Source organism: Mycobacterium sp., assembly GCF_052145595.1.
Taxonomy (GTDB): domain Bacteria; phylum Actinomycetota; class Actinomycetes; order Mycobacteriales; family Mycobacteriaceae; genus Mycobacterium.
Genome location: NZ_JBKQOI010000155.1, coordinates 25,518 through 47,726, shown reverse-complemented (window position 1 = coordinate 47,726; position 22,209 = coordinate 25,518). Strand labels below are relative to the sequence as shown.

Below are 22,209 nucleotides of genomic sequence, written 5' to 3'. Positions count from 1 at the left end.
GATCTCCTTAGCTCAGTTCATGCACCGGCGCTGTCGCGTTCCGGTGGTTCCTCAGTCCTTATTGCCGGTGAGGGCTTTCGCGTTAGCCGTAAAGTCCGCGACGGACGAACCCGCCCGAGTTTCTTTGTGGTGGCTCAGTGCCTGAATGGACACGTCGTGTCCCTCGGCGGCCTTACGCAGCGCGCCGACCGCCGCCTGCTCCCGGGTGATGTGGGTGAACGGGTCGAACGAGTACCACCGCATCGAATTCTCGTAGGTCATCTTGTTGATCTCGCCGTCCGGCACGTTATTCAGACTGAGGACATCCCAAAGCTCCTCCGGTGCGCCCGGCCACATCGAGTCGCTGTGCGGGTAGTCGGCCTCCCAGGCGATGTTATCGATGCCGATCATGTTGCGCAGCTTGACTCCCACCTTGTCGCTGATGAAGCACGTCAGGAAGTGCTCGCGGAAAATCTCGCTGGGCAGCTTGCCGCCGAAGTTCTGGTGGGTCCACGTCGAGTGCATCTCGTACGTGCGGTCGGCTCGCTCCAGGAAGTATGGGATCCACCCGGTGCCGCCTTCCGACAGCGCGATCTTCAGGTCCGGGTACTCCTTGATCGGCTTGGACCACAGCAGATCCGCGGCGGCCTGCACGATGTTCATCGGCTGCAGTGTGATCATCACGTCCATCGGCGCGTCCGGTGCCGTGATCGCGAGCCTGCCCGAGGATCCGATGTGCACGTTCATCACGGTGTTGGTGTCGCACAACGCCTTCCACAGCGGATTCCAGTACTCGCTGTGGAAGCTCGGGTAGCCCATCGCGGCCGGGTTCTCGGTGAACGTGAGTGCGTGCACACCCTTCTTCGAAACGCGCCGCACCTCCGCGGCGCACGCCTCGGCATCCCAGATCACCGGCAGCGCCATCGGGATGAACCGCGCCGGGTACGCGCCGCACCACTCGTCGATGTGCCAGTCGTTGTAGGCCTGCACCAGGGCCACCGAGAAGTCGTGGTCTTCGGTGGCGAACAGGCGGCCGGCGAAGCCGGGAAAGGACGGGAAGCAGATCGAGGCCAGGATGCCGCCGGCATTCATGTCCTTGACGCGCTCGTCGACGTTGTAGCAACCCGGCCGGATCTCATCCAGGCCCTGCGGTTCCAGCCCGTACTCCTCCTTGGGCCGGCCGGCGACCGCGTTGAGCGCCACGTTGGGGATCACCGTGTCGCGGAACTTCCACATGTCCGAGCCGTCTGGGTTGTGCACCAGCCGAGGTGCGTCGTCCAGGTACTTCGTCGGCAGATGGTCTTTGAACATGTCCGGCGGCTCGACGGTGTGGTCGTCGACGCTGATCAGGATCATGTCTTCTTTGTTCATGGCCGTTCCCTCTCATCGGATCCATCGGTCTCGCGGCCCCGCATAGCCTCGGCGAACAGGCGGCTAGCGCCGAGATCACTATTTTGAAAACTATCTTCTCGTGAAGTGAGAATCAACATCCAGGCTAGCCGTGCGGTCCCTTCACCGCTGGACAGCGCGGCCGGCGACCACGCGAAATGGCCGCCTCCGAGCGACAAAAGTGATGCAAAGCCCGTTCGAGCACGCCAATCCGAAGCAACCCGAACGGTGTCGTTCGGAGGCGCGGAGTCGTACCCAGCCCGTGCCGGCGCAGTACGGGCGGGCGGTCACCGCCGTGCGCGACGGCATTGACCAGCCGACCGAATCGTGCAAGTCTATTGGTTAGAAATGAGAATCTGATTCTCTTTGACCGAGAGGTGGTCGAGAGGACGCCGAGAGGAGCCTGCGGATGCGCCTGCAGCCGCTGCCGGCCGAAGAGTGGGACGAGAACGTCCGGCGGTCGCTTTCTGTCATGCTGCCCCCGGAACGCTGCAACCCCCGCGACGCCGGCAACCTCATGGCGACGCTAGCGCGTCACCCGAAGCTGGCCCGCGCATTTCTGCGATTCAGCGGGTATCTGCTGTTCGGCTCCACTCTGCCGACGCGTATCCGCGAGCAAGCGATCCTGCGTGTCGCACATCGACGGGGCTGCGCCTACGAATGGACACACCACGTGAAGATCGCGCAGGAAGCCGGATTGTCCGAAGCCGATATCGCCGCCGCCCAAACCGGCCAGGCGAACGACGAGTTCGACCGCGCCGTGCTCAACGCCGTCGACGAGCTGGACGAGAAGTCCAACGTGTCAGATCAGACATGGGCCGCTCTTTGCGAGCGGCTTGACGAACAGCAACGAATGGACTTGGTCTTGACCATCGGCGGCTACATCGCACTTGCGATGGCCATCAACACTTTTGGCGTCGAGGTCGAACACGACGCACAACAAGAGAGGTAGAAAGCCTTGCCCCACTTCACGAAACCGGCTGCGGGAAGCTGGACAGAGAACTATCCCGAGCTAGGGACCGGACCCGTCGACTACAGCGACTCGATCGATCCGGCATTCTTCGAAGCCGAGCGGGGGGCGATCTTCAGGCGCACCTGGCTCAACGTCGGCCGAGTCGAGCGGCTGCCACGCACCGGCAGCTATTTCACCAAGGAGCTGCCGTCGGCGGCCCCGGGTATGTCCGTGATCGTCGTCAAGACCAAGGACGGCTCCGTCAAGGCGTTTCACAACCTTTGCCGCCACCGCGGAAACAAGCTGGTCTGGAACGACTATCCACATGAGGAGACCTCAGGCACCTGTCGCCAGTTCACCTGCAAGTACCACGCGTGGCGCTACAGCCTCGACGGTGAGCTGACCTTCATCCAACAGGAGGATGAGTTCTTCGAAGTCGACAAGAGCAAGTACGGACTCGTGCCGGTGCGCTGCGAGGTGTGGGAGGGATTCATCTTCGTCAACCTCGATCAAGACGCGAAGCCACTGGTCGATTATCTCGGACCAATGGCCAAGGGACTCGAGGGCTACCCGTTCCACGAGATGACCGAGGTCTACTCCTACAGGGCCGAGGTCGGCAGCAACTGGAAGCTGTTCATCGACGCGTTCGTCGAGTTCTACCACGCGCCAGTGCTGCACCAGGGGCAGTACACCAAGGAAGAAGCCGCCAAGATTCAGAAGTACGGCTTCGAGGCACTGCACTATGAGCTGTCCGGTCCACACTCGATGATCTCGACTTGGGGCGGTCAGTCACCGCCCGCGGACCTGAGCATGGTCAAGCCGATGGACCGGGTGCTGCGCAGCGGGTTGTTCGGGCCATGGGAGCGACCCGATATCGAGGGGCTGGATCAACTACCGCCCGGGGTCAACCCGTCCCGCGTGCCGCAGTGGGGCATCGACTCGTTCGTGTTCTTCCCGAATTTCATGCTGCTGCTGTGGGCGCCGGGCTGGTTTCTGACCTACCACTATTGGCCGACGGCGGTCGACAGGCACATCTTCGAGTGCAGCCTGTATTTCGTGCCGCCGAAGAACGCGCGGGAACGGCTGGCCCACGAGCTGGCCGCGGTGACTTTCAAGGAGTACGCGCTGCAGGACGCCAACACCCTCGAGGCAACCCAGACCATGATCGGCACCAAGGTCGTCACGGACTTTCCGTTGTGCGATCAGGAAATCCTTCTTCGCCATCTGCACAAGGTGGCCGGGGACTACGTCAAGGAGTACAGCCACAATGGCCACCGCAAGTAAACTGCCCAACGAATTCGCCGACCTGGAGCCGTATTTGGATTGGGACCTGGCCACCGAACCCGAGCGTTACGCCAAGCGGCTGGCCTCGTCAATGAGCGAGATGCAGGAGTTCTATGACGCCGCATTCCCCCGCCTGAACGACGTGATCGCCTACTGCGACAAGTACCCGCTGGACGATCTGCCCGAGGACGCAAAGAGTCTCATGCACGTGATGCAGTCGCTGGTCATGGTGTCGTTCCCGATCGAAGCATGGAAGCAGCCACGAGTCCCCGACAGCGGCGCGGCCTGGGTGGATCTGATCAGGGAGCCGGTGATCTAACGGTGCTCTCGGCTGTTCGCCCGAGCGGCTCACCGCTGTGCTGACGCTCAAGGCCGCCGGGCTGCTCGATGTCGACACCGGTGAGATCCTGCGGCCCGGCATCCTGCGGATCGAGGGCGACCGGATCGCCGGGGTCGGCGGTGACGTCCAGGGTGACGTGGTCGATCACATGATTGATCTCGGAGACCAAATCCTGCTGCCCGGACTGATGGACATGGAGGTCAACCTCCTGATGGGCGGACGCGGGGAGAAACCCGGCTTGTCCCAGGTCCAGGATGACCCGCCGACGCGGGTGTTGCGTGCGGTCGGCAATGCCCGCCGCACGCTGCGCGCCGGGTTCACCACGGTGCGCAACCTGGGGCTGTTCGTCAAGACCGGCGGCTACCTGCTCGATGTCGCGCTGGGCAAGGCCATCGACGCGGGCTGGATCGACGGGCCGCGGGTGGTGCCGGCCGGGCATGCCATCACCCCCACGGGAGGGCATCTGGATCCGACGATGTTCGCAGCGTTCGCACCGCATGCGCTCGACTTGACCGTCGAGGAAGGCATCGCCAACGGGGTCGACGAGATCCGCAAGGCGGTGCGGTACCAGATCAAACACGGCGCCCAGCTCATCAAGGTCTGTTGCTCGGGCGGGGTGATGTCACTGACGGGACCGCCGGGCGCGCAGCACTATTCGGACGAGGAGCTGCGTGCGATCGTCGACGAGGCACACCGGCGTGGGCTGCGCGTCGCCGCGCACACACACGGTGCCGACGCGGTCAGGCACGCGGTGGCGGCGGGTATCGACTGCATCGAGCACGGCTTCCTGGTCGACGACGACGCGATCGCAACGATGGTCGAGCACGGCACCTTCCTGGTATCCACTCGGCGCCTGGCCGACGGCAATGCCATGGACGTCTCCCATGCCCCGCCGGAGTTGCAGGCCAAGGCTGCCGAGATGTTTCCCAAGGCGCGCACCTCGATCCTGGCCGCCTACCAAGCCGGCGTGAAGATCGCGGTTGGCACCGACGCCCCCGCTATACCGCACGGCCGCAACGCGGACGAGCTGGTCACGCTGGTCGAGTGGGGCCTGCCGCCTTTGGCGGTGCTGCGGGCGGCCACGGTGACTGCCGCCGAACTCATCAACGCGAGCGACAGGGGGCGGCTGGCGCAGGGTCAGCTCGCCGATATCATCGCGGTGCCGGGAAACCCGTTGCAAGACATAACCGTGACCCAGAACGTCAGCTTTGTCATGAAAGGCGGCAAGGTCTATGTCGACAAAACAGCCAACCAGAACTGACGATCTGGTCGAGATCCAGCAGCTGCTCGCCCGCTACGCGGTGACCATCACACAGGAGGACATCGACGGCCTTGTCGCCGTTTTCACGCCCGACGGAACCTACAGCGCCTTCGGTGACACGTACAGCCTGGACAGGTTCCCGGAGCTGGTGGCCGCCGCACCAAAGGGCTTGTTTCTCACCGGAACCGCGGTGGTCGACATCGACGGCGATTCGGCGACCGGCACGCAGCCGTTGTGCTTCATCGACCATGCCACACACGACATGCGGATCGGCTACTACCGCGACACCTACGTCCGCACCGCCGACGGGTGGCGGCTCAAGACCCGCGCCATGACGTTCATTCGGCGCAGCGGCGTACACGACTCCGGGCGCCCGCACGCCGTCGGTCGTCCCACCCCGTGAATGTCGAGGAGTTCCGAACGGGCCTGTGTGCGTGGCTCGACGAGCACGACCTGACCCCCGGGCCCGACCACTCGCTGCAGGGCCATATGCGGCAATTCGCCCGGGTCAGCCGGGCACTTTATGACGCCGACTGGATGCGCTACGGCTGGCCCGTCGAAGTCGGCGGGTTGGGCGGGCCCGCGGTGCTTCGCGCGATCGTCGGCGAGGAGGTGGTTGGTCGTCGACTCGCCGAGCCCGGCCCCTATTCGATGCTCGAGGTGCTCGCACCCACGATCATCGACTACGCCCCCGCGGACCTCGCCGCGGAAATGGTGCCGCGACTGCTCAGCGGTGCCGAGCAATGGTGTCAGGGCTTTTCCGAGCCGGGGTCCGGCAGCGACCTGGCGTCGCTGACCACTCGGGCGACGCCGCAAGGCGATAACTGGATTGTCAACGGGCAGAAGGTCTGGACCAGCTTCGCCCAGTTCTCGACCCGATGCGTCCTGCTCACCCGGACCGCGCCGGGCCATGACGGGATCACCGCATTCTTCGTCGACCTGGACACACCGGGCATCACGGTTCGGCCGCTGCGCACGATGCACGGGGTCGACGAATTCTGCGAGGTGTACTACGACGACGTCGTGATCCCGGCGAGCCGGATGCTCGGCCGGCCGGGCGACGGCTGGCGGCTCGCGATGGACCTGCTGCCCTACGAGCGTTCCAGCTGCTTCTGGCAGCGGATCGCCTACCTGTACTCACGCTTCGACGAACTCATCGCCGAAGCGAAAGACCCCGGCGAACACGATGAATTCGAGCTTGGTTCCGCGTATCTCGCGCTGCACACGTTGCGCTGCCGATCGCGCGGCACCCAGCATCGGATGCGCGACGGAGCGCGCCTGGGACCGGACACCTCCATCGACAAGGTGCTGCTGGCCACCGCCGAGCAACGCCTCTACGACACCGTCCGTGACCTGCTGCCCGGCACGCTTGAGCTCGACGACACACCGTGGCGGTCGGAGTACCTGTACTCGCGTGCGGCGACCATCTACGGCGGTACCGCCGAGATTCAGCGCAATATCATCGCCCGCCGGCTGCTCGACCTCGGGAAGGAGTGAATCGTGGATGCCCTGACGGACCCCGAGTCACTGCGCCTGCTGGCCGATTCGGTGCGAACAACCATGACAGATCCTTCAGCGGCCTCGGGCGCCAAGCTCGATGCGGCGCTGGCCGACATCGGCTGGCTCGACATGCTCGACGAGATGCCGGATACCGCAATTCCTTTGGTGTTCCACCTGCTCGGCGAGACCGGCGCACACGCGCCTGTGCTGAACGACGTCGTGCTGTGCGCGGCCGGAGGTGCACCAGGCGGTACGCTCCCACTGCCGTTCGCGGGCGGCTCCTGGGTGGTGTGGCAGCGCGGCGATCACACCAGTGCGGCAATCGACGGCGAACTACCGATACATCGTGTGCCCCAAGGTGATCCACTGCCGTCGGCCGCCCTTGATGCGGGGCGGCGGGCGCTGGGCTGGTGGCTGGTCGGGACCAGCCGCGCGATGCTGTCACTTGCGCGTCAGCATGCCATCGACCGCGTTCAATTCGGCCGGCACATCAGCTCGTTTCAGGCGATCCGGCACCGGCTGGCCGAGACCCTCGTCGCAATCGAGGGCGCCGAGGCGACCCTGGACGTCGCCGCCGTCCGGCCAGATGACCACGACGGCCTGGCTTCCTTGCTGGCCAAGGCGGCGGCGGGCCAGGCGGCGCTGACCACCGCACGTCACTGCCAGCAGGTGCTGGGTGGTATCGGTTTCACCGCCGAGCACCAACTGCACCACCACGTCAAGAGGTCGCTGATCTTGGACGGACTGCTCGGGAGCGCACGAGAACTGACCCGCCAGGCCGGAGCGACGTTGCGGGCCAAGGGATCTGCTCCACGGCTTGCCGAGCTGTAGCGGCGTGGGGTGGACTCCGGAGCGCGCCGCTTGACGGCCGCGCGCGACGTGAGTCCCAAATTTCTGTGGCATATGGGAATCTTGCGGCAGTGAAGCGGGGGACAACCAAGCCGTCCGTGCACGTAAGATAGGACGCAATGAGCCCCGACGCACCCCGAAACGAGTTCGGCGTCGTCTCGCTGATCCTGGGCGCTGTGGCGCTCATGACATGTTGGTTGCTGATCGGGGTGCCCTTCGGGATAGCGGCGGTGATCACCGGCGACACCGCCCGGAGGCGGGTACAGCGCGGCGAAGCCAACAATCCCCGAATCGCGATCGCCGGCATGGCGTTAGGGGCGATTTCGATCGTGGCCGGCCTTGTCGCCATCGGCTACTACTCCTGGCTGGACGCCCGAAACGGCTGATCACCAAGGCTTTGTCAGCCGGGTTTAATTGCGCGGCAGGCCCAGTACCCGTTCGGCGATGATGTTGCGCTGAATTTCGGAAGTCCCGCCGGCGATGGTCGCGGCGAAGGTGCGCGCGTACCGGTCGAACCAGCTGCCGTAGTGGCTGTCCAGGTTCAGCGGGGCGAACGGCGCGGTCACCGCATGAAGCACGAGCCCGTCTGGCCCCTGGGCATTCAGCGCGTCCTCACAGGCGCGTTGCATCGCCTCCGAACCGAGGAGCTTGAGCACTGACTGGGCGGGCACGTCCTCTTCCCCGCGGGCCGCCCGGGACAAAGCCGCCGACCCCATCAGCCGCAGCGCATAACAATCCATCACCAGGGTTGCGTAAAGATCGCGCTGCAGCGTTCCCGATGGGCCGAAATCGACGGTCAGCGCGTGCAACATCTGCGCGTAGTCCAGCCACAACATGGCGCGCTCGTGGCCGAGCGAGCCCGTTGCCACCCGCCAGCCGCCATTGAGCTCCCCCACCAAATTCTCCGCCGGCACCCGTGCGTCAGTGAAGAACACCTCGTTGAAGTCGACGTCGTCGCTGTCGGATACCGAAGCGAACGGCCGGCGAACCACACCGGGAGTATCGGTCGGAATCAGTAATGCACTGATCCCCTTGTGTTTTGACGCATCCGGGTCCGTACGCACGAACGCCAACAGCACATCCGCGTCGTGGGCGCCCGACGTCCACACCTTCTGCCCGTTGACCACGAAATGGTCGCCGTCAAGCACCGCCCGTGTTTTCAGCGACGCCAGATCCGAACCGGCGTCGGGTTCGCTCATCCCCAGCGAGGCAGTGATCTCGGCGCGCAGAATCGGCACCGCCCATCGTTGCTTTTGTTCCGGGGTGCCGAACGTCAACAACGACGCCGCTATGATGCCCACGCCCTGCGGATTGAAACTTTGATAGATGCGCCGCCGACCCAACTCCTCCAGGTACACGTATTGCTGCAACAACGTGGCGTTGCGCCCACCGAACTCGGGCGGATTGCCCGGCAACAGCCACCCGCTGTCGAACAGCAACCGTTGCCAGCGGCGGGCCCACTGAGGGATGTCCGAACTGGACCGCGGGCGGTCGAAGGCTTCAGCTTCCGAAGGTAAATGCGCGTCCAGGAAAGCGACGAATTCGGCGCGGAACGCCTCGACGTCGGCGTCAAAGGTCAGCTGCACAGCATTCCCCGAAACTCCCTGGCGCTCGCGGAACGGATCGAGATTTTGTGATTCTCCGGGACCGCGCGTCCCGCTCTTGCGATTCCGCTTCCATACACACGTGTAAGAGAATAGTATTCTCGTCGTGAGAAAGTTACAATCTCCGACACGACGTCGCGAGGGGGGTCGAGCACAGCGATGGCACGGCGTTCTCCGGTAGAGTCCAACCATGTTCTCCCCACGCGGCAATCGTGTGAGTCGCCCGTGACCAGCCCAAGCGAAGAGCCCGCCTGGAAGCAGCGCGCCGTCGAGCGGTCCATCAAGACCGCGAAACTGCGGGCAGCGCAGCGCGTTCAGCGTTTCCTCGACGCGGCGCAGGCCATCATCATCGAAAAGGGCAGCACAGACTTTACGGTCCAGGAGGTCGTGGACCGGTCCCGCCAGTCGTTGCGGAGCTTCTACCTGCAGTTTGACGGCAAGCACGAGTTGCTGCTCGCACTGTTCGAAGACGCGCTGAGCCGATCCGCGGACCAGATCCGTGCCGCCACCGAAAACCACACCGATGCGCTGGAGCGGCTCAAGGTCGCCGTCGAGCTGTTGTACGAGGCGTCCCGTCCCGACCCGACGGCCAAGCGGCCGCTGTTCACCGACTTTGCGCCGCGGTTGCTGGTCACGCATCCGGCCGAGGTCAAGGTGGCACATGCGCCGCTGGTGGCGTTGCTGGCCGAGCTCATGGAAGCCGCAAGCGATGCCGGCGAGTTGCGCGCCGGCATCAATCCGAGGCGGATCGCCGCCATGACCATGCAGACGGTCATGTTCATCGCGCAATCCAGCGGCGGCTCCGACGACGCGACGGTCCATCCCATCACCGCCGATGAGGTGTGGGACTTCTGCTCACGCGGATTCGTCGGCTAGCGCGCGTCGGACACCATCACCGCGCTGAGCAAATAGCGCACGTGATTTGCCCGCCGAGAATCAAATTCTCTAATATTCAGAATCACAAGTAGCCGAAACGGATTCGTCGTTGACACCCTTGGTGGGGTGATGACAGAGTTCAAAGCGGCACGATCCGCGATTCCGGGGAACGCGGATTCCGGCGAGAGGCGATTGAGTACCGGTGACAGTCAGCGCGGCCAGACGCCAACATCTGACGTTCAGTGTCGGCACCCATTACTGCCTCGGCTCGGCGCTGGCTCGGATCGAGGGCCGCATCGCGCTCGAAGAGATCTTGAAGCGCTTCCCCGAGTGGGATATCGAGCTTACCAACGCCAAGCTCTCCCCGACTTCCACCGTCCGGGGCTGGGAGACGATGCCGGCTGTACTCCGCTGAGGCACGCCGATCGAACAGGCAGGAACGTCGAACAGGCAGGGATTCCATCGTTAGTCAGGAAATGAGGTAGTCATGGCTGGACGTGTTGAGGGCAAAGTAGCTTTCATCAGCGGGGCGGCACGCGGTCAGGGCCGTAGCCACGCGGTGCGGTTGGCGCAGGAAGGCGCCGACATCATCGCCATCGACATTTGTAAGCCCATCCGCGAGTCCGCGGTGGAAGGCAGCGCGATCCCAGCGTCGACGCCGGAGGACCTGGCGGAGACGGCCGACCTCGTCAAGGGTCATAACCGCAGAATCGTCACCGCCGAAGTCGACGTGCGCGACTACGACGCGCTGAAGGCCGCCGTGGACAGCGGTGTGGAGCAGCTGGGCCGACTGGACATCATCGTGGCCAACGCGGGCATCGGCAACGGCGGTGAAACGCTCGACAAGACCAGCGAAGAAGACTGGACGGAGATGATCGACGTCAACTTGTCCGGGGTGTGGAAAACCGTGAAAGCCGGTGTCCCGCATATCCTGGCCGGCGGCCGTGGCGGGTCGATCATCCTGACCAGCTCGGTCGGCGGGCTCAAGGCCTACCCGCATACCGGCCACTACGTCGCCGCCAAGCACGGCGTTGTCGGGCTGATGCGGGCGTTCGGGGTCGAGTTGGGGCAGCACATGATTCGCGTCAACTCCGTGCATCCCACTCACGTGAGCACTCCGATGCTGCACAACGAGGGAACGTTCAAGATGTTCCGGCCGGACTTGGAGAACCCCGGCCCGGACGACATGGCACCGATCTGCCAGCTGTTTCACACGCTGCCGATTCCGTGGGTGGATCCCATCGACATCAGCAATGCGGTGCTGTTCTTCGCCTCCGACGAATCCCGCTACGTCACCGGCGTGACCCTGCCTATCGATGCGGGTAGCTGCCTGAAATAAGGTTCCGTCCCATGGACGGATTTGAAGGGCGCGCGGCGGTGATCACCGGCGGTGCGAGTGGCATCGGTTTGGCCACCGCCACGGAGTTTGCCCGCCGCGGAGCCCGTGTGGTGCTCGCCGACGTCGATCAGCCCACGCTGGAACAGGCGGTGAGCCGGTTGCGCACCGAGGGGTTCGATGCGCACGGCGTGATGTGCGACGTCCGGCACCTCGGCGAGATGGTCCACCTCGCGAACGAGGCGTTTCGGCTGCTCGGCCGTGTCGACGTCGTATTCAGCAACGCCGGCATCGTCGTGGCGGGCCCGATCGCCCAGATGACGCACGACGACTGGCGCTGGGTGATCGATATCGACCTGTGGGGCTCGATCCACGCCGTGGAGGCGTTCTTGCCGAGGTTGCTCGAGCAGGGCACGGGCGGCCACATCGCCTTCACCGCGTCCTTCGCCGGCCTGGTGCCCAATGCCGGTCTCGGGACCTACGGCGTTGCCAAATATGGGGTGGTCGGGTTGGCGGAGACGCTGGCGCGCGAGGTCAAGGACAACGGCATAGGTGTGTCGGTGCTGTGCCCGATGGTCGTCGAGACCAAGCTGGTCTCCAACTCCGAACGAATCCGCGGTGCGGATTACGGACTGTCGTCAACGCCTGAGGGCTCGTTCGGGCCGCTCCCGACGCAGGACGACAGCGTGGGCGTCGACGACGTCGCCCGGCTGACAGCCGACGCAATTCTGGCCAACCGCTTGTATATCCTGCCGCACGAGGTCGCCAGGGCCTCGATCCGCCGCAGATTCGAGCGGATTGACCGTACGTTCGACGACCAGGCCACCGAGGGGTGGGGTCACTAGCCGGATGGCCCGAGCCGGTAGTCCCCGGTCTGCGGGTCGTGGTACCAGCCGCTCGCGGCGTGGGTGCCGCCGTCGACATGCAGCGTCTGCCCGGTCAGGTACGACGACATGTCGGAGGCCAGAAACACGGCGGTGCTGGCGATTTCGTCGACGTGACCGGGACGCCCCACCGGCACGACATTGCCGATCCGGGTCATCGCTGCCTCGCCGCCGAGCTGCGCCAGCCCTTCGGTGAGCGTGATATCGGGTGCTATTGCGTTGACCCGTATGCCCTGGGGCGCGAGTTCCAGCGCCGCGGTCTGGGTGTAGTTGATGACGCCCGCCTTGGCCGCGGCGTAAGCCGCGTAGCCGGGCGCGGCGCGCACGCCTTCGATCGACGTCACCGAGATGATGCTGCCGGGGAGGCCCGCCGACACCATTTGCCGCGCGACCCGCTGGGTGCATAGCAACACGTGGCGCAGGTTGGCTTTATACAGTGCGTCCCAACCATTTTCGCTGGTCTCCAGTAGCGGTGAGGAGAATACGCCGCCGGCGTTGTTCACCAGGATCGTCGCCGGCCCGAGTTCGGCGGTGGTGCGCTGCAGCGCGGCGTCAACCTGGCCGGTGTCTCGGACGTCGGTCACGATTCCCAGTGCACCAACCGATTCCGCGGCCTTCGCGCAGCTCTCCGGGTCGCGCTCCCAGATTGCGACCCTGGCGCCGAACGCGGCCATCCCGGCCGCGATGCCGCGGCCGATGCCCGCCCCGCCGCCGGTCACGACGGCCACGCGGCCGGTGAGCAGGATGTTCGACGGATCGATCGCCATCGTCGGTCAGGTCGTCGCGTGCATCGCGGGTGTCCGGCCGATGATTCCGTCGGCTCCCAGCTCCGCGATCTCCGCTGGGGTCAGGCCCAGCTCGGCCAGCAACTCGTGATTGTGCTGCCCAAGTGTGGGTGCGGGATTCGTGTGGAATAGCCCGGGCCCGCCGGAGAACCGGATTGGCACGGTGCTCAGCTTAGCCCGGCCGTTCACGGGGTGTTCGACTTCCTCGAAGAAGCCGCGAAACACCAGCTGATCGAGTTCTGTTTGACGATGGGGCTGCATTACCTTGGCCACCGGAACCCCGGCATCCCAGAGGGTTGCGACGATGTCGTCCCCACTGCGGTGCTCACACCATGCGGCCAGGCGCTCGTCGATCAGGTCCTGTTGTGCGCGCCGGCCCGCTGCTGCCGACAGCACGGGATCGGTTGCCCAGGCAGGCGATCCGAGCGCGGTGCGCAACCCCGCCCACTGATCATCAGTGGCCACCGCGATGGCGACCCAACTGTCGAGTCGGCCGAATTCGTCGACGTCGGCGGTGCGGTAGAGGTTTTGCGGCGCCGCCGTTGGTCCCCGGTTGCCGGCGCGCTCCAGCAGAGCCCCGTATGCGGAGTACTCGATGATCTGCTCGGCCGAGATGCTCAGTGCGGCATCCACCATCGCCGCCTCCACCAGCACACCCTGCCCGGTGCGGCGACGATGCTCCAGGGCCAGCAGCAGGGCATTGAGCGCGTGCACGCCGGCATTGGGATCACCGATCGAATACGGCTCGTACGGAGTGCAGTCGGGATAGCCGGTCATCCAGCTCACGCCCGCCGCGGATTCGATGACATAGGCAAACGCGGGATTGTCCCGCCACGGCCCGTCCAGCCCGAATCCGGGCATTCGCAGCATGACCGCGTCGGGCCTGATGGATTGGACCGCGGCGAAGTCCAGGCCCATCTGGTCCAGCACCCGCGGCGTGAAGTTTTCCGCGATCACATCGCATCTCTCGATGAGCCGGCACAGCAGCTCCCGTCCGCGCGGGCTCTGCAGGTCCAGCGTCAGCCCTTTCTTGTTGGTGTTCAGCGACGCGAAGATCGGTGATTTCTCCCACCACTGCTCTTCGGTGACGGGGATCCCGGCGATCAGCCGGGTGCCGTCCGGGCGGCGCGTGGACTCCACGTGGATGACCTCGGCGCCGAGCATGGCCAAAAAGTGGGTGCAGCACGGGCCCGCCCAGAACGTCGTCATGTCCAACACCCGAAGTCCGCTCAATGGCAAACGATTCGCGGGTCCGGTTGGCCCGGGGCGAGGGGTCAGGGTAGCGGCCCGGTAACGTGCGGTCTGCTCGCCCAGCCGCGGCGCCGGTTGCGGCGCGCGGAGCCGCGCGGGCAGCAACCGGTAGGGGTGGCCCGGCTGATGGAACCCGTCGCGCGGGTTGCGCACAAACGAACCCCGCGCTCGGAAGTGGTCCAGCGACGCGACGTTCGCACCGTTGCCGACAGGCGCGTTGGGAATCCGGAATGCCGTTGCCAGCTCCCGAATGTCATCGACGGTGTTGCTCTCGAACCATGCGTAGATGTCGTCGGCGTGGACGTTGGCCTGCTCCGTGATCGTCAGCGGTGATTCCTCATCGATCCATTCCGCGTGGCCGACCATCGCGCACAGGTCGAACCACTGCTGCGCGGTCCCGCACCCGACGTCCACCAGTCCGTCTTTGGCGCGAGCCACACCGGGCACCGTGAGGCGGCGTGCATCTCGCCATGGCCGGCCGAGCATCTCGAAGTAGGTGGCGGGATAGTAGGTCAGCCCCAGGATCTGTGTTTCCAGCATCGACAGGTCCAGAAGTTGTCCTGGGGCCCCGCCGATTTGGTGGCACCTCGATGTCAGGATGGCGGCACTCGCGTACACCCCCGCCAGATATTCCCCGACCTGCCCACCGATGAACACCGGAGCACGGTCCGGCGCGCCGCGCCCGAGCCCGACAATTCCCCCCGACCATGCCTGCAATGTGAATTCGGTGGCTGCCCGATCTCGCCAGGGACCGTCCAGCCCGAAGGGCGTGATCGACATGACGGTCAGGTGGGAATGGCGCCGGTGTATCGCATCGGGCGTAAAGTCCTGGCTTTCAGCCACTTTGGAGCCGCGAGACCATACCACCGCGTCCGCGGCGGCCAGCAGCCTGTTGGTCAGCTCGACGTCATCCTCGGTGCCGGGATCGACAACGACGCTGTGCTTTGACCCGGCCAGAAAGCTGAACAACGCGCCATCACTACCGGGTCGTGTGACGGCACCCGACGCCGACCAGGCACGCAGTGGATCGCCTTCTGGTGGCTCAACTTTGATGATCTCAGCGCCGCCGTCTGCGAGCAGCTTGGTGCAGTAGGCGCCCGCTATTCCGGTGGATAGGTCGACCACCGTATAACCGGCCAGTGGCGGTTCGACCGTAGCGTGCGCCACTAGCGCTCTCGCTTCCGATCGGGCTTCTTCTTGTTGCGTGCCTTCTTGCGCGCGCCCTTGCTGAGCCGCCACTCCGGAGGAAATTTGTTGTCGTTGTCGTTGACCGCATCGCCCAGGCCGCGCTCGATGGCCTCCTGCAACGTGAAGTCGTCGCCAGAATCCGGCCGGACGCTGCCGCCCATCGACTCGAAGAAGCAGCTGAGCATGCTGCCCATGTACTCGCCCTGGAACTGTTTCATGATCTCGAAGAAGACCTTCTGCATGAACACGGTGTCGGTAGGGCGATTGCGCGCGCACGCCAGCGCATATTTCTCGACCTCTGCTTCGAGTTGGTCCCTGGGGACCACGCTGTTGAGGAAGTTGCAGTCGTACATCTCGGCGGCGGTGAAAGCCCTGCCGGTGAAGACCATTTCCTGGAACTTCCGGATACCCATGGTCTGCGCCCACCACCACATCCGTGGCCCCCAGCCGTAGTACCGAAACGACGGGTGCCCGAAAAGCGCATCGTCGCTCGCGATCACGAGGTCCGCGTCGGCCGCCTGGTAGAAGTGCCAGCCGTAGCAGTAGCCCTTCGCCTCCAGGATGCTGATCTTCTTGAAGTCCTGCAGACCGCGTATCCCGGAGTTCGGATTGGCATACCACTGGCTGAGGGTGGCGCCGCGCCGAAATGAGCCATCGGGGGGATATCTGACTTCGTCGCCACCGACTCGATATTCAGCGAGCCGCCGATTCTGGTCCGTTGCATTCTGGACGTCCATGACCTCGGTGAGATCGGCACCCGAGCCGAGATCGTCACCGGCGCCGCGGACCACCAGCACCTTGACGTCGTCGTCAATGCCGGCGCGATGCAGCAGGTCGGCGTAGCGCAGCCTCGCCGCGATCGTGGGTGCGTTGAGGTAATCGGGCCGGTCGAATGTGATTGTGGCAACACGCGTCTCGGCGTCTCTGTGGTATCGAATGATCTCTTCCGCCGGGGGATCCGAGTTGTCGGGCATTCTATCCGCGCCAGAATGGGCTGGAAGTCAGGACCTCCGGCCCGTCCGCGGCGATCAGGACCGCTTCACGCCCGAAGACCGCTCCGACTCCGTGCTCCCAGACATATCCCGTCACGGCCAGCACCATGCCGGGCTCCAATCGTTCGTCGGCGGCGCTTGCAGGCAGGTGCTTGGAGATGACGGGCGGGTCGAAGCCCATGCCCAACCCTCGGGCCACCGGCATCGGCGGCTCCGGCTCGCCCGCGGCCTGGTAGGCGGCGAGCAGTTCGCTGGCCGCGGTGCCGGGCCGGCATGCGGCAAGCAGCCGGTTCCACAGGTTGTCCCACCGTCGGTACAGAAGGGGGGCGCCGCTGACGCCGCCTGCCGGCCACGTTCGTCCCACCTCACCCATGTAGCCGCCGGCGAGCACTCCCGCCGAAAACGCAACCAGGTCACCGTCCTGAACACGACCGTCGCGACCGTCACCGTTGACCCGGCGCCACGGGTGTTCCGGCGAAGTCACCCAAGCGAATTCCTGATTCGACGGGGTGCTCACCCCGCCGGCCGCCATGGCCTCCAGCATGACGCCTGCCAGCGTTTGTTCGCGCACGCCCGGGTGCAGCTCGGCGACTGCGGCGGCCAGACCCGACTCCGCTACCGCAATCGCTTCCCGTAGCGCAACCACCTCCTCGGCCGTTTTGATGCGCCGGGCAGCGCGCATCGCGAGCTCCCCGTCGACAAGCTCGGCGTTGGGAAACGCGGTTGGCAGCAGCTGCGCGAAAGCCGGTGAGAGCGCGTCGGTTCCGACGCGGCGCGCGGTGGGTGCACCGTCGATGCGTTCCAGCACCGCCATGGTTTTCACCGGGTTCCACGAAATGCCGTACAGGTTCTCGTGCGGGATGTCATCGGGGACGCCTTCGTCCCAGGTGCTCAGCAAATGAACAGCCCCGGTCGCGCGCACCAGCACGCAGGTCGCGCCGAACGGTCGGGTCCCGGCAACCCACAGCTGGGGAGCACCGGTAACGTAGCGGACATTAGCCTGACGGCCGAGGACCAGGACATCGAGGTCGTGTGCCGCCATCTGGTCCAGCACCCGCCGGCGGCGACCCGAACGCAGCGCCTGGTTGTCAGGCAGTACTTCAGTTGCCATAGGGGGCATAGGGGTAGTCGGTCAATCGAGTCGAACCTTCCTCGGTTATCACCAAGACCTCTTCGCTGCGGTAGCCACCGGTACCGTCCTCCCAAACCACCGGCTCGAGCACCAGCACCATGCCCGACTGCAGGACGAAGCTGTCGTCGAACTCCTGCCCGAGATCGGTTCCGATCATGGGCATCTCGGCCGCGTTCACGCCAATGCCGTGGCCGAGGTAGAAGTGGGGCAGCCAGGGCCGGCTACCGCCGTTGGCTGCCGTGGCGGCCCTGCCGAGATCGCCGGCGGTGGCGCCGGCCCGGGCCACGCCCTCGACGGCAGTCATGATCTCCTGCCATCTCTGGAACTGCGCCTGCTGACGTGGCGTCGGTTCCCGGCCCACCAGCCAGGTGCGCCCGAAGTCCGAGCAGTAGCCATGGTAGGTGATGCTGACGTCGGTCCACAGCACGTCGCCTTCGACCAGTTCGCGCTCGGTGCTCAGCAGCGGCAGCGCCAAGTCTCCGTGCGTTGTCCACACCCCTTCCGCCTTGCTGGGCGGCATGACCTGCCAGATCGGTTCGAGCATGCTGGCCGTGGCGCCCAATTCGAAGGCCCGCCGCAAAAAGCTTGCCGACAGGTCGATTTGGCGGACGCCGGGGGCCAGAGCCTTGTCCACGTCCACCATCGCCTCGTCGGTGATCCGGACGGCGGTACGGATGCAGGCCAATTCGTCCGGGGTTTTGACGACCTTGGCGCCGCTGACGATGGCCGCCGCGTCGGCGGGAGCGCCATTGGGGAACAACGACTTCCCCGCGCGCGACATGGCGCCGGTGCATTCGTCGACGGCGATCACCGTTCCGGCCGGAATCAGGTCGGCCAGCTGCCGGGCGAAATTGCCTACGCCTTCGTCGAATTCGAGGTAGACCGGCCCGTGCAGGTGATCGGCGGGCAACTCCGACTCCTGCGAGGCGCCTTCGCGAAACGGCAGGAACAGATGCGGCCATTCGTCGTCGGCGACGACCACGGCCACAGGTCGCTCAACATAGGACAGCCCGGCATCGCCGAGCGGCCAACTGGTCCCGGTGGCATAGACCACCGCGCTGTTGCCGAGCAGGATCATCGCGCCAACACCGCGTTCGGCCATCGCCGAGCGCAGCCGAGCCCCGGTCTCGCGACGCATCCGGGTCACGTCGGGCGTTTCGGGAATCACCAGGCCGGTGCCGGTGCCCGGTTGCGCGACGGTTGTCACTACAGCCCCAGGAATTTGGTGATGTTGCCGCTGACGATGCGCGCCGCGTTCTCCGGCCCGACAGCATTCACGACCGCAGCCAGCGACTTCTCGGAATAGCCGAATGTGCTCTCGTTGTGCGGATAGTCGCTCGACCACATCACCTTGTCCACCCCGATCTTGTCGATCAACTCCAAGCCCAGGGGGTCGACCATGAACGATGCGCTCATGTGGTTGTCCCAGTAGTACCGCACGTCGTGCTCCAGCGGCCGGTTGAACATGTGCTGATAGGACGCCACGAGGTGCTCGGCGTCTTGCAACGCCCAAGGAACCCAAGCGATCCCGCCCTCGAACCATCCGATCCGCAGGCCCGGGTGCTGATCGAGGATGCCACCGAAGATGTACTTGGAGAACGTCTCCCGGAACCCGTCGATGTTGATCATCATCCCGACGACGACGCTGTTGAACTCGCACGGGCTCTTCGGCGGGGTTTCCCCGATGTGGTGTGCGATCGGAAGGCCGGAGGCTTCGATCTCGTCCCAGACGGCGCGCATGGAAGTGCTCGCGTAGTCGATCGGGTTGTCGTCGTCGTCCTTACCCGGGTTCAGTGGCATCAGGAAAGTCTTGAGCCCCAACGATTTCAGCTCATCTAGCGTGCGCCGGGTGCCTTGCGGATCCCACCAGTTGATCAGTCCGGCGGCGTAGAAGTGGCCGGCTGAGCGCTCTTGGAGCTCCGCGATGTACTCGTTGTAGATGCGGAACGCGAGTTCACGCAGCTTCTTGTCCGGGTAGTGGAAGAGCGCCAGCACCGCGTTGGGGAATGCCAGTTCTTTGTCAACGCCGTCCTCGTGCAGCTCCTGGATCCGGGCCTCGATATTGGTGCTCGCCGCTCCGGGCAGGTCGTCGTACTGCATCAGCACCGCGCTGAAGTCGCCCGGCAGGAACGACTGCCCCTTGCGCCCGACCTGATAGGCGCCGTCCTCGTACCAGATCCGGGGCGCCTTCTCCTTGAGGTCGTCCGGGAAGCGTTCGTAGAAGATGTCCGCGGCCAAGGAGATGTGGTTGTCGGCGGAGAAAACCACGGTTCCCTCAGGCAGGCCCACATTGGTGCCGCTGGCGTGCCCACGGCGATCCTTCGGTGCGCCAAAGCCTCCGGGCGGATAGAGCGAAACGGTGCTTGTCTGAGTCGTCATCATTGACCCTCCATTCGGATCGGCATTATTGAGAGTAGCCAGCTTGCTGAAAAAGTGGGCCTACCAGGTCACCGGAAGCTCGTACACGCCGTAGGCGAGGCGGTCATCTTTGAACGGCACTTCCCCGAACGGGATGCCCAGCGCCAGCGTGGGGACGCGGCGGAACAACGTGCGGTAGACGATCTGCAGCTCCGCGCGGGCAAGCTGCTGCCCCACGCATTGGTGCCTGCCGTAACCGAACGCGACGTTGCGATCCGCACCCGACCGGTGCAGGTATAGCCGGCCCGGCTCCGTGAAGACGTGCGGATCCCAGTTCGCCGGGGCCAGGTCGATGATGATGCCGTCGCCGGCACGGATGACCTCTCCGGCGATGGAGATGTCTTCGAGGGCCACACGGCGCTGGCCGTTCTGGATGATGCTGAGGTAGCGCAAGAGTTCCTCGACCGCGTTGGCGACGATCTTGGGATCTTCGGCATCGCGGATGACGGCCAACTGGTCGGGATTTTCCAGCAGCGCGAGCACCCCCAGCCCGATCATGTTCGAAGTGGTCTCGTGCCCGGCGATCAGCAACCCGGTGCCGAGCTGCGCGGCCTCTTTAACGCTGAGCTCGCCGGCTTTGACCCGCTCGGCCAGGTCGGATACCGCGTCTTCGGCCGGGTTTTCCATTTTGGCTTCGACCAGGTTGGCGAGGTATTTGTGCAGGCTCATGGCGCCTTTGACGGTGTCCTCGCCGGTCGCGTAGCGCGCCAGCCCGATGTTGGCGTGGTGCTGGAACATCTCGGCGTCCTCATAGGGCACCCCCAGCAGTTGGCTGATGACCAGGGACGGCACCGGCAGTGCGATCGCGGTGACAAGGTCGGCAGGCTGCGGGCCGGCCAGCATCGCGTCGATGTGGTCGTCGGTGATCTGCTGGATGGCCGGGCGCAGCCCTTCGACTCGCTTGAACGTGAAGGGCTTCGACAACATCCGCCTGAACCGGGTGTGCTCCTCGCCATCGGCGGTGAAGACCGAGCGGGGACGCTTGTGCACCGTGGACAGCATGCCCTCGTTCCAGTGCGGAAACCCCGGCAGCCGATCGTCGACACTGACCCGGGAGTCCGAAAACAGTTCGCGCACTTGCTCGTAGCCCGTGATGAGCCACGGCGTGCTGCCATCCCAGATCCGGACCCTGGACAGCGACCTGGCCTCGGCGAGTGCCATGACATCCGGAGGCGGGGCGAATGGGCAGCTCGCCTGTCGGGGCATCGGATAGTCCGGGATCTCCCGGGCTGCCTCGGTCGTGCTGCTCGTCAGTGTGTCCGACATCTTTCTCATTCCTCGATGTGAATGGCCAGTGCAGGGCATGCCGCCTCGGCCCGGCGTGCGCCCTCGGCCTGCTCGGCCGACGGATTCGGGTTGAGCAGGACGACGACGCCGTCCTCGTCGCGCTGGTCGAATACCTCGGGCGCATTCAGCACGCAGTTGCCCGACGATGCGCAAATATTTTGGTCGACAGTCACTTTCATCTGCAGACCCTTCACTCGTACGGTGTCACGGGCGCCAACCACAGGCCGACGATCGCGTCGATGAGGCCGGACGCGGCGGGCCGCCAAGAACGGGACGGCACGCCCGCGGCAAGCGCACGTTCACGATCGGCGCAGGTGTGCATCAACAGGTTGCGGGCCATGACGTTGCGCTCGAAGCGCACATCGGTCGGCAGGTTGGGCAGGCATTGGTTGATGCCGTCGACGACCTGAACCAACGACGGCGAACTGAGCGCCCCCTTGACGACGATGTTGTAGTAGGCAGGATCGGTCATCGCCTGCGCCGCGAAACGCGCGTACCAGGTCGGGTTGCCAAGAGCCTCCAGGTGGTCGGTGAGTGGGCGCACCAGGCAGGCCACCCAGGCCCGCATTTCCCCGGCACGGCCCATTTTCAAGAGCTCAGCCACCATCTTCTCGCGAAGCTGCTCGACGGGCCCGCGGTGTTTCTCCTCGATGGCGCGCACCAGGTCTGCCTTGGTGCCGAAGTGGTAGCCGACCGCGGCGTTGTTGCCCTGCCCGGCGGCCTCGCTGACCTGCCTGTTCGATACCGCAAACATGCCGTGCTCGGCATACAGCCGCTCGGCCGCCACCAGGATGGCCTCCTGGGTGGAGCTCGCCCGATCGGAGCGAACGGCCCGGCCAATCGCGGTCATTCCGCTAGTCAACCGCGCCTCGAGTATTAAGTCAAGCGATTGATTTAATTTG

General features: G+C 65.1%; 21 protein-coding genes and 3 pseudogenes. 12 read left to right on the top strand and 12 right to left on the bottom strand.

Translation table 11 applies throughout. The features are described from left to right. Positions 1-51 precede the first annotated feature (51 nt). Complete coding sequence (locus ACLP4W_RS13825; RefSeq protein WP_442386743.1) at positions 52-1,350, bottom strand: amidohydrolase family protein; 1,299 nt, start codon at positions 1,348-1,350, stop codon at positions 52-54. 427 nt (positions 1,351-1,777) lie between these two features. On the opposite strand from ACLP4W_RS13825, the gene ACLP4W_RS13820 reads away from it, so the two are divergent. From ACLP4W_RS13820 to ACLP4W_RS13785, 8 genes are all read left to right on the top strand, one after another. After that, complete coding sequence (locus ACLP4W_RS13820) at positions 1,778-2,320, top strand: carboxymuconolactone decarboxylase family protein (protein WP_442386742.1); 543 nt, start codon at positions 1,778-1,780, stop codon at positions 2,318-2,320. 6 nt (positions 2,321-2,326) lie between these two features. Then, positions 2,327-3,604, top strand: a complete 1,278-nt coding sequence (locus ACLP4W_RS13815) for an aromatic ring-hydroxylating oxygenase subunit alpha (protein WP_442386740.1) — start codon at positions 2,327-2,329, stop codon at positions 3,602-3,604. Further along, positions 3,588-3,923 (top strand): hypothetical protein, encoded by a 336-nt coding sequence (locus ACLP4W_RS13810; protein WP_442386738.1) that lies wholly within the window; start codon positions 3,588-3,590, stop codon positions 3,921-3,923. The genes ACLP4W_RS13815 and ACLP4W_RS13810 overlap by 17 nt, the downstream gene beginning before the upstream one ends. A gap of 37 nt (positions 3,924-3,960) precedes the next feature. Next, on the top strand, positions 3,961-5,205 hold the full coding sequence (locus tag ACLP4W_RS13805; protein WP_442386736.1) for an amidohydrolase family protein: 1,245 nt from the start codon (positions 3,961-3,963) through the stop codon (positions 5,203-5,205). Beyond that, a complete protein-coding gene (locus ACLP4W_RS13800; protein ID WP_442386734.1) occupies positions 5,177-5,608 on the top strand; it encodes a nuclear transport factor 2 family protein in 432 nt (143 codons plus the stop codon). The genes ACLP4W_RS13805 and ACLP4W_RS13800 overlap by 29 nt, the downstream gene beginning before the upstream one ends. Next, positions 5,605-6,702 carry an acyl-CoA dehydrogenase family protein gene (locus ACLP4W_RS13795; RefSeq protein ID WP_442386732.1) on the top strand — a complete coding sequence of 366 codons (1,098 nt, stop codon included), beginning with the start codon at positions 5,605-5,607 and terminating at the stop codon, positions 6,700-6,702. The genes ACLP4W_RS13800 and ACLP4W_RS13795 overlap by 4 nt, the downstream gene beginning before the upstream one ends. 63 nt (positions 6,703-6,765) lie before the next feature. Beyond that, the gene (locus tag ACLP4W_RS13790) at positions 6,766-7,536 is read left to right on the top strand and encodes an acyl-CoA dehydrogenase family protein (protein WP_442386797.1); all 771 of its coding nucleotides are present in this window, start codon (positions 6,766-6,768) and stop codon (positions 7,534-7,536) included. A gap of 137 nt (positions 7,537-7,673) precedes the next feature. Further along, on the top strand, positions 7,674-7,940 hold the full coding sequence (locus ACLP4W_RS13785; protein ID WP_442386730.1) for a DUF4190 domain-containing protein: 267 nt from the start codon (positions 7,674-7,676) through the stop codon (positions 7,938-7,940). Between the two features lie 24 nt (positions 7,941-7,964). On the opposite strand, the pseudogene ACLP4W_RS13780 reads toward ACLP4W_RS13785, so the two are convergent. Continuing rightward, a pseudogene (locus ACLP4W_RS13780) lies at positions 7,965-8,426 on the bottom strand (acyl-CoA dehydrogenase family protein); the annotation flags it as partial. A gap of 60 nt (positions 8,427-8,486) precedes the next feature. Beyond that, a pseudogene (locus ACLP4W_RS13775) lies at positions 8,487-9,350 on the bottom strand (acyl-CoA dehydrogenase family protein); the annotation flags it as partial. A 33-nt stretch (positions 9,351-9,383) separates the two neighbouring features. Between ACLP4W_RS13775 and ACLP4W_RS13770 the strand changes: the two are divergent. The 4 genes and pseudogenes from ACLP4W_RS13770 to ACLP4W_RS13755 all read left to right on the top strand — a co-directional run bounded on the left by ACLP4W_RS13770 (position 9,384) and on the right by ACLP4W_RS13755 (position 12,215). After that, positions 9,384-10,034, top strand: coding sequence for a TetR/AcrR family transcriptional regulator (locus ACLP4W_RS13770; RefSeq protein ID WP_442386729.1), 651 nt, complete (start codon positions 9,384-9,386; stop codon positions 10,032-10,034). A 223-nt stretch (positions 10,035-10,257) separates the two neighbouring features. Further along, positions 10,258-10,449, top strand: a pseudogene (locus ACLP4W_RS13765) (cytochrome P450); the annotation flags it as partial. 72 nt (positions 10,450-10,521) lie between these two features. Further along, positions 10,522-11,373: a mycofactocin-coupled SDR family oxidoreductase gene (locus tag ACLP4W_RS13760; RefSeq protein ID WP_442386727.1), complete on the top strand. Its 852-nt coding sequence runs from the start codon at positions 10,522-10,524 to the stop codon at positions 11,371-11,373. Positions 11,374-11,384: 11 nt separating this feature from the next. Continuing rightward, positions 11,385-12,215 carry an SDR family NAD(P)-dependent oxidoreductase gene (locus ACLP4W_RS13755; RefSeq protein ID WP_442386725.1) on the top strand — a complete coding sequence of 277 codons (831 nt, stop codon included), beginning with the start codon at positions 11,385-11,387 and terminating at the stop codon, positions 12,213-12,215. Here the strand turns inward: ACLP4W_RS13755 and ACLP4W_RS13750 are convergent. The 9 genes from ACLP4W_RS13750 to ACLP4W_RS13710 form a co-directional block, all read right to left on the bottom strand. Further along, a complete protein-coding gene (locus ACLP4W_RS13750; RefSeq protein ID WP_442386723.1) occupies positions 12,212-13,021 on the bottom strand; it encodes an SDR family NAD(P)-dependent oxidoreductase in 810 nt (269 codons plus the stop codon). The two genes, ACLP4W_RS13755 and ACLP4W_RS13750, sit on opposite strands and share 4 nt — an antisense overlap. Positions 13,022-13,027: 6 nt before the next feature. Then, the gene (locus tag ACLP4W_RS13745; protein ID WP_442386721.1) at positions 13,028-15,457 is read right to left on the bottom strand and encodes a CaiB/BaiF CoA transferase family protein; all 2,430 of its coding nucleotides are present in this window, start codon (positions 15,455-15,457) and stop codon (positions 13,028-13,030) included. Beyond that, complete coding sequence (locus tag ACLP4W_RS13740; RefSeq protein WP_442386719.1) at positions 15,457-16,452, bottom strand: enoyl-CoA hydratase/isomerase family protein; 996 nt, start codon at positions 16,450-16,452, stop codon at positions 15,457-15,459. The genes ACLP4W_RS13745 and ACLP4W_RS13740 overlap by 1 nt, the downstream gene beginning before the upstream one ends. A 1-nt stretch (position 16,453) precedes the next feature. Then, complete coding sequence (locus tag ACLP4W_RS13735) at positions 16,454-17,581, bottom strand: M24 family metallopeptidase (RefSeq protein ID WP_442386717.1); 1,128 nt, start codon at positions 17,579-17,581, stop codon at positions 16,454-16,456. Beyond that, positions 17,571-18,740, bottom strand: coding sequence for a M24 family metallopeptidase (locus tag ACLP4W_RS13730; RefSeq protein WP_442386795.1), 1,170 nt, complete (start codon positions 18,738-18,740; stop codon positions 17,571-17,573). The genes ACLP4W_RS13735 and ACLP4W_RS13730 overlap by 11 nt, the downstream gene beginning before the upstream one ends. A gap of 68 nt (positions 18,741-18,808) precedes the next feature. Next, complete coding sequence (locus tag ACLP4W_RS13725; RefSeq protein ID WP_442386793.1) at positions 18,809-19,870, bottom strand: amidohydrolase family protein; 1,062 nt, start codon at positions 19,868-19,870, stop codon at positions 18,809-18,811. Positions 19,871-20,041: 171 nt separating this feature from the next. Further along, positions 20,042-21,286, bottom strand: a complete 1,245-nt coding sequence (locus ACLP4W_RS13720) for a cytochrome P450 (protein WP_442386716.1) — start codon at positions 21,284-21,286, stop codon at positions 20,042-20,044. 5 nt (positions 21,287-21,291) lie between these two features. After that, positions 21,292-21,486: a ferredoxin gene (locus ACLP4W_RS13715; protein ID WP_442386714.1), complete on the bottom strand. Its 195-nt coding sequence runs from the start codon at positions 21,484-21,486 to the stop codon at positions 21,292-21,294. 11 nt (positions 21,487-21,497) lie between these two features. Further along, positions 21,498-22,157, bottom strand: a complete 660-nt coding sequence (locus ACLP4W_RS13710; protein ID WP_442386713.1) for a TetR/AcrR family transcriptional regulator — start codon at positions 22,155-22,157, stop codon at positions 21,498-21,500. Positions 22,158-22,209 lie beyond the last annotated feature (52 nt).

What these genes read in the sequence shown, in the direction of transcription:
- ACLP4W_RS13825 (WP_442386743.1), bottom strand. Translation starts at nt 1,350, where the DNA reads ATGAACAAAGAAGACATGATCCTGATCAGCGTCGACGACCACACCGTC.
- ACLP4W_RS13820 (WP_442386742.1), top strand. Translation starts at nt 1,778, where the DNA reads ATGCGCCTGCAGCCGCTGCCGGCCGAAGAGTGGGACGAGAACGTCCGG.
- ACLP4W_RS13810 (WP_442386738.1), top strand. Translation starts at nt 3,588, where the DNA reads ATGGCCACCGCAAGTAAACTGCCCAACGAATTCGCCGACCTGGAGCCG.
- ACLP4W_RS13800 (WP_442386734.1), top strand. Translation starts at nt 5,177, where the DNA reads ATGTCGACAAAACAGCCAACCAGAACTGACGATCTGGTCGAGATCCAG.
- ACLP4W_RS13790 (WP_442386797.1), top strand. Translation starts at nt 6,766, where the DNA reads ATGACAGATCCTTCAGCGGCCTCGGGCGCCAAGCTCGATGCGGCGCTG.
- ACLP4W_RS13785 (WP_442386730.1), top strand. Translation starts at nt 7,674, where the DNA reads ATGAGCCCCGACGCACCCCGAAACGAGTTCGGCGTCGTCTCGCTGATC.
- ACLP4W_RS13760 (WP_442386727.1), top strand. Translation starts at nt 10,522, where the DNA reads ATGGCTGGACGTGTTGAGGGCAAAGTAGCTTTCATCAGCGGGGCGGCA.
- ACLP4W_RS13755 (WP_442386725.1), top strand. Translation starts at nt 11,385, where the DNA reads ATGGACGGATTTGAAGGGCGCGCGGCGGTGATCACCGGCGGTGCGAGT.
- ACLP4W_RS13750 (WP_442386723.1), bottom strand. Translation starts at nt 13,021, where the DNA reads ATGGCGATCGATCCGTCGAACATCCTGCTCACCGGCCGCGTGGCCGTC.
- ACLP4W_RS13740 (WP_442386719.1), bottom strand. Translation starts at nt 16,452, where the DNA reads ATGCCCGACAACTCGGATCCCCCGGCGGAAGAGATCATTCGATACCAC.
- ACLP4W_RS13735 (WP_442386717.1), bottom strand. Translation starts at nt 17,581, where the DNA reads ATGGCAACTGAAGTACTGCCTGACAACCAGGCGCTGCGTTCGGGTCGC.
- ACLP4W_RS13730 (WP_442386795.1), bottom strand. Translation starts at nt 18,740, where the DNA reads ATGCGTCGCGAGACCGGGGCTCGGCTGCGCTCGGCGATGGCCGAACGC.
- ACLP4W_RS13720 (WP_442386716.1), bottom strand. Translation starts at nt 21,286, where the DNA reads ATGTCGGACACACTGACGAGCAGCACGACCGAGGCAGCCCGGGAGATC.
- ACLP4W_RS13715 (WP_442386714.1), bottom strand. Translation starts at nt 21,486, where the DNA reads ATGAAAGTGACTGTCGACCAAAATATTTGCGCATCGTCGGGCAACTGC.
- ACLP4W_RS13710 (WP_442386713.1), bottom strand. Translation starts at nt 22,157, where the DNA reads ATGACCGCGATTGGCCGGGCCGTTCGCTCCGATCGGGCGAGCTCCACC.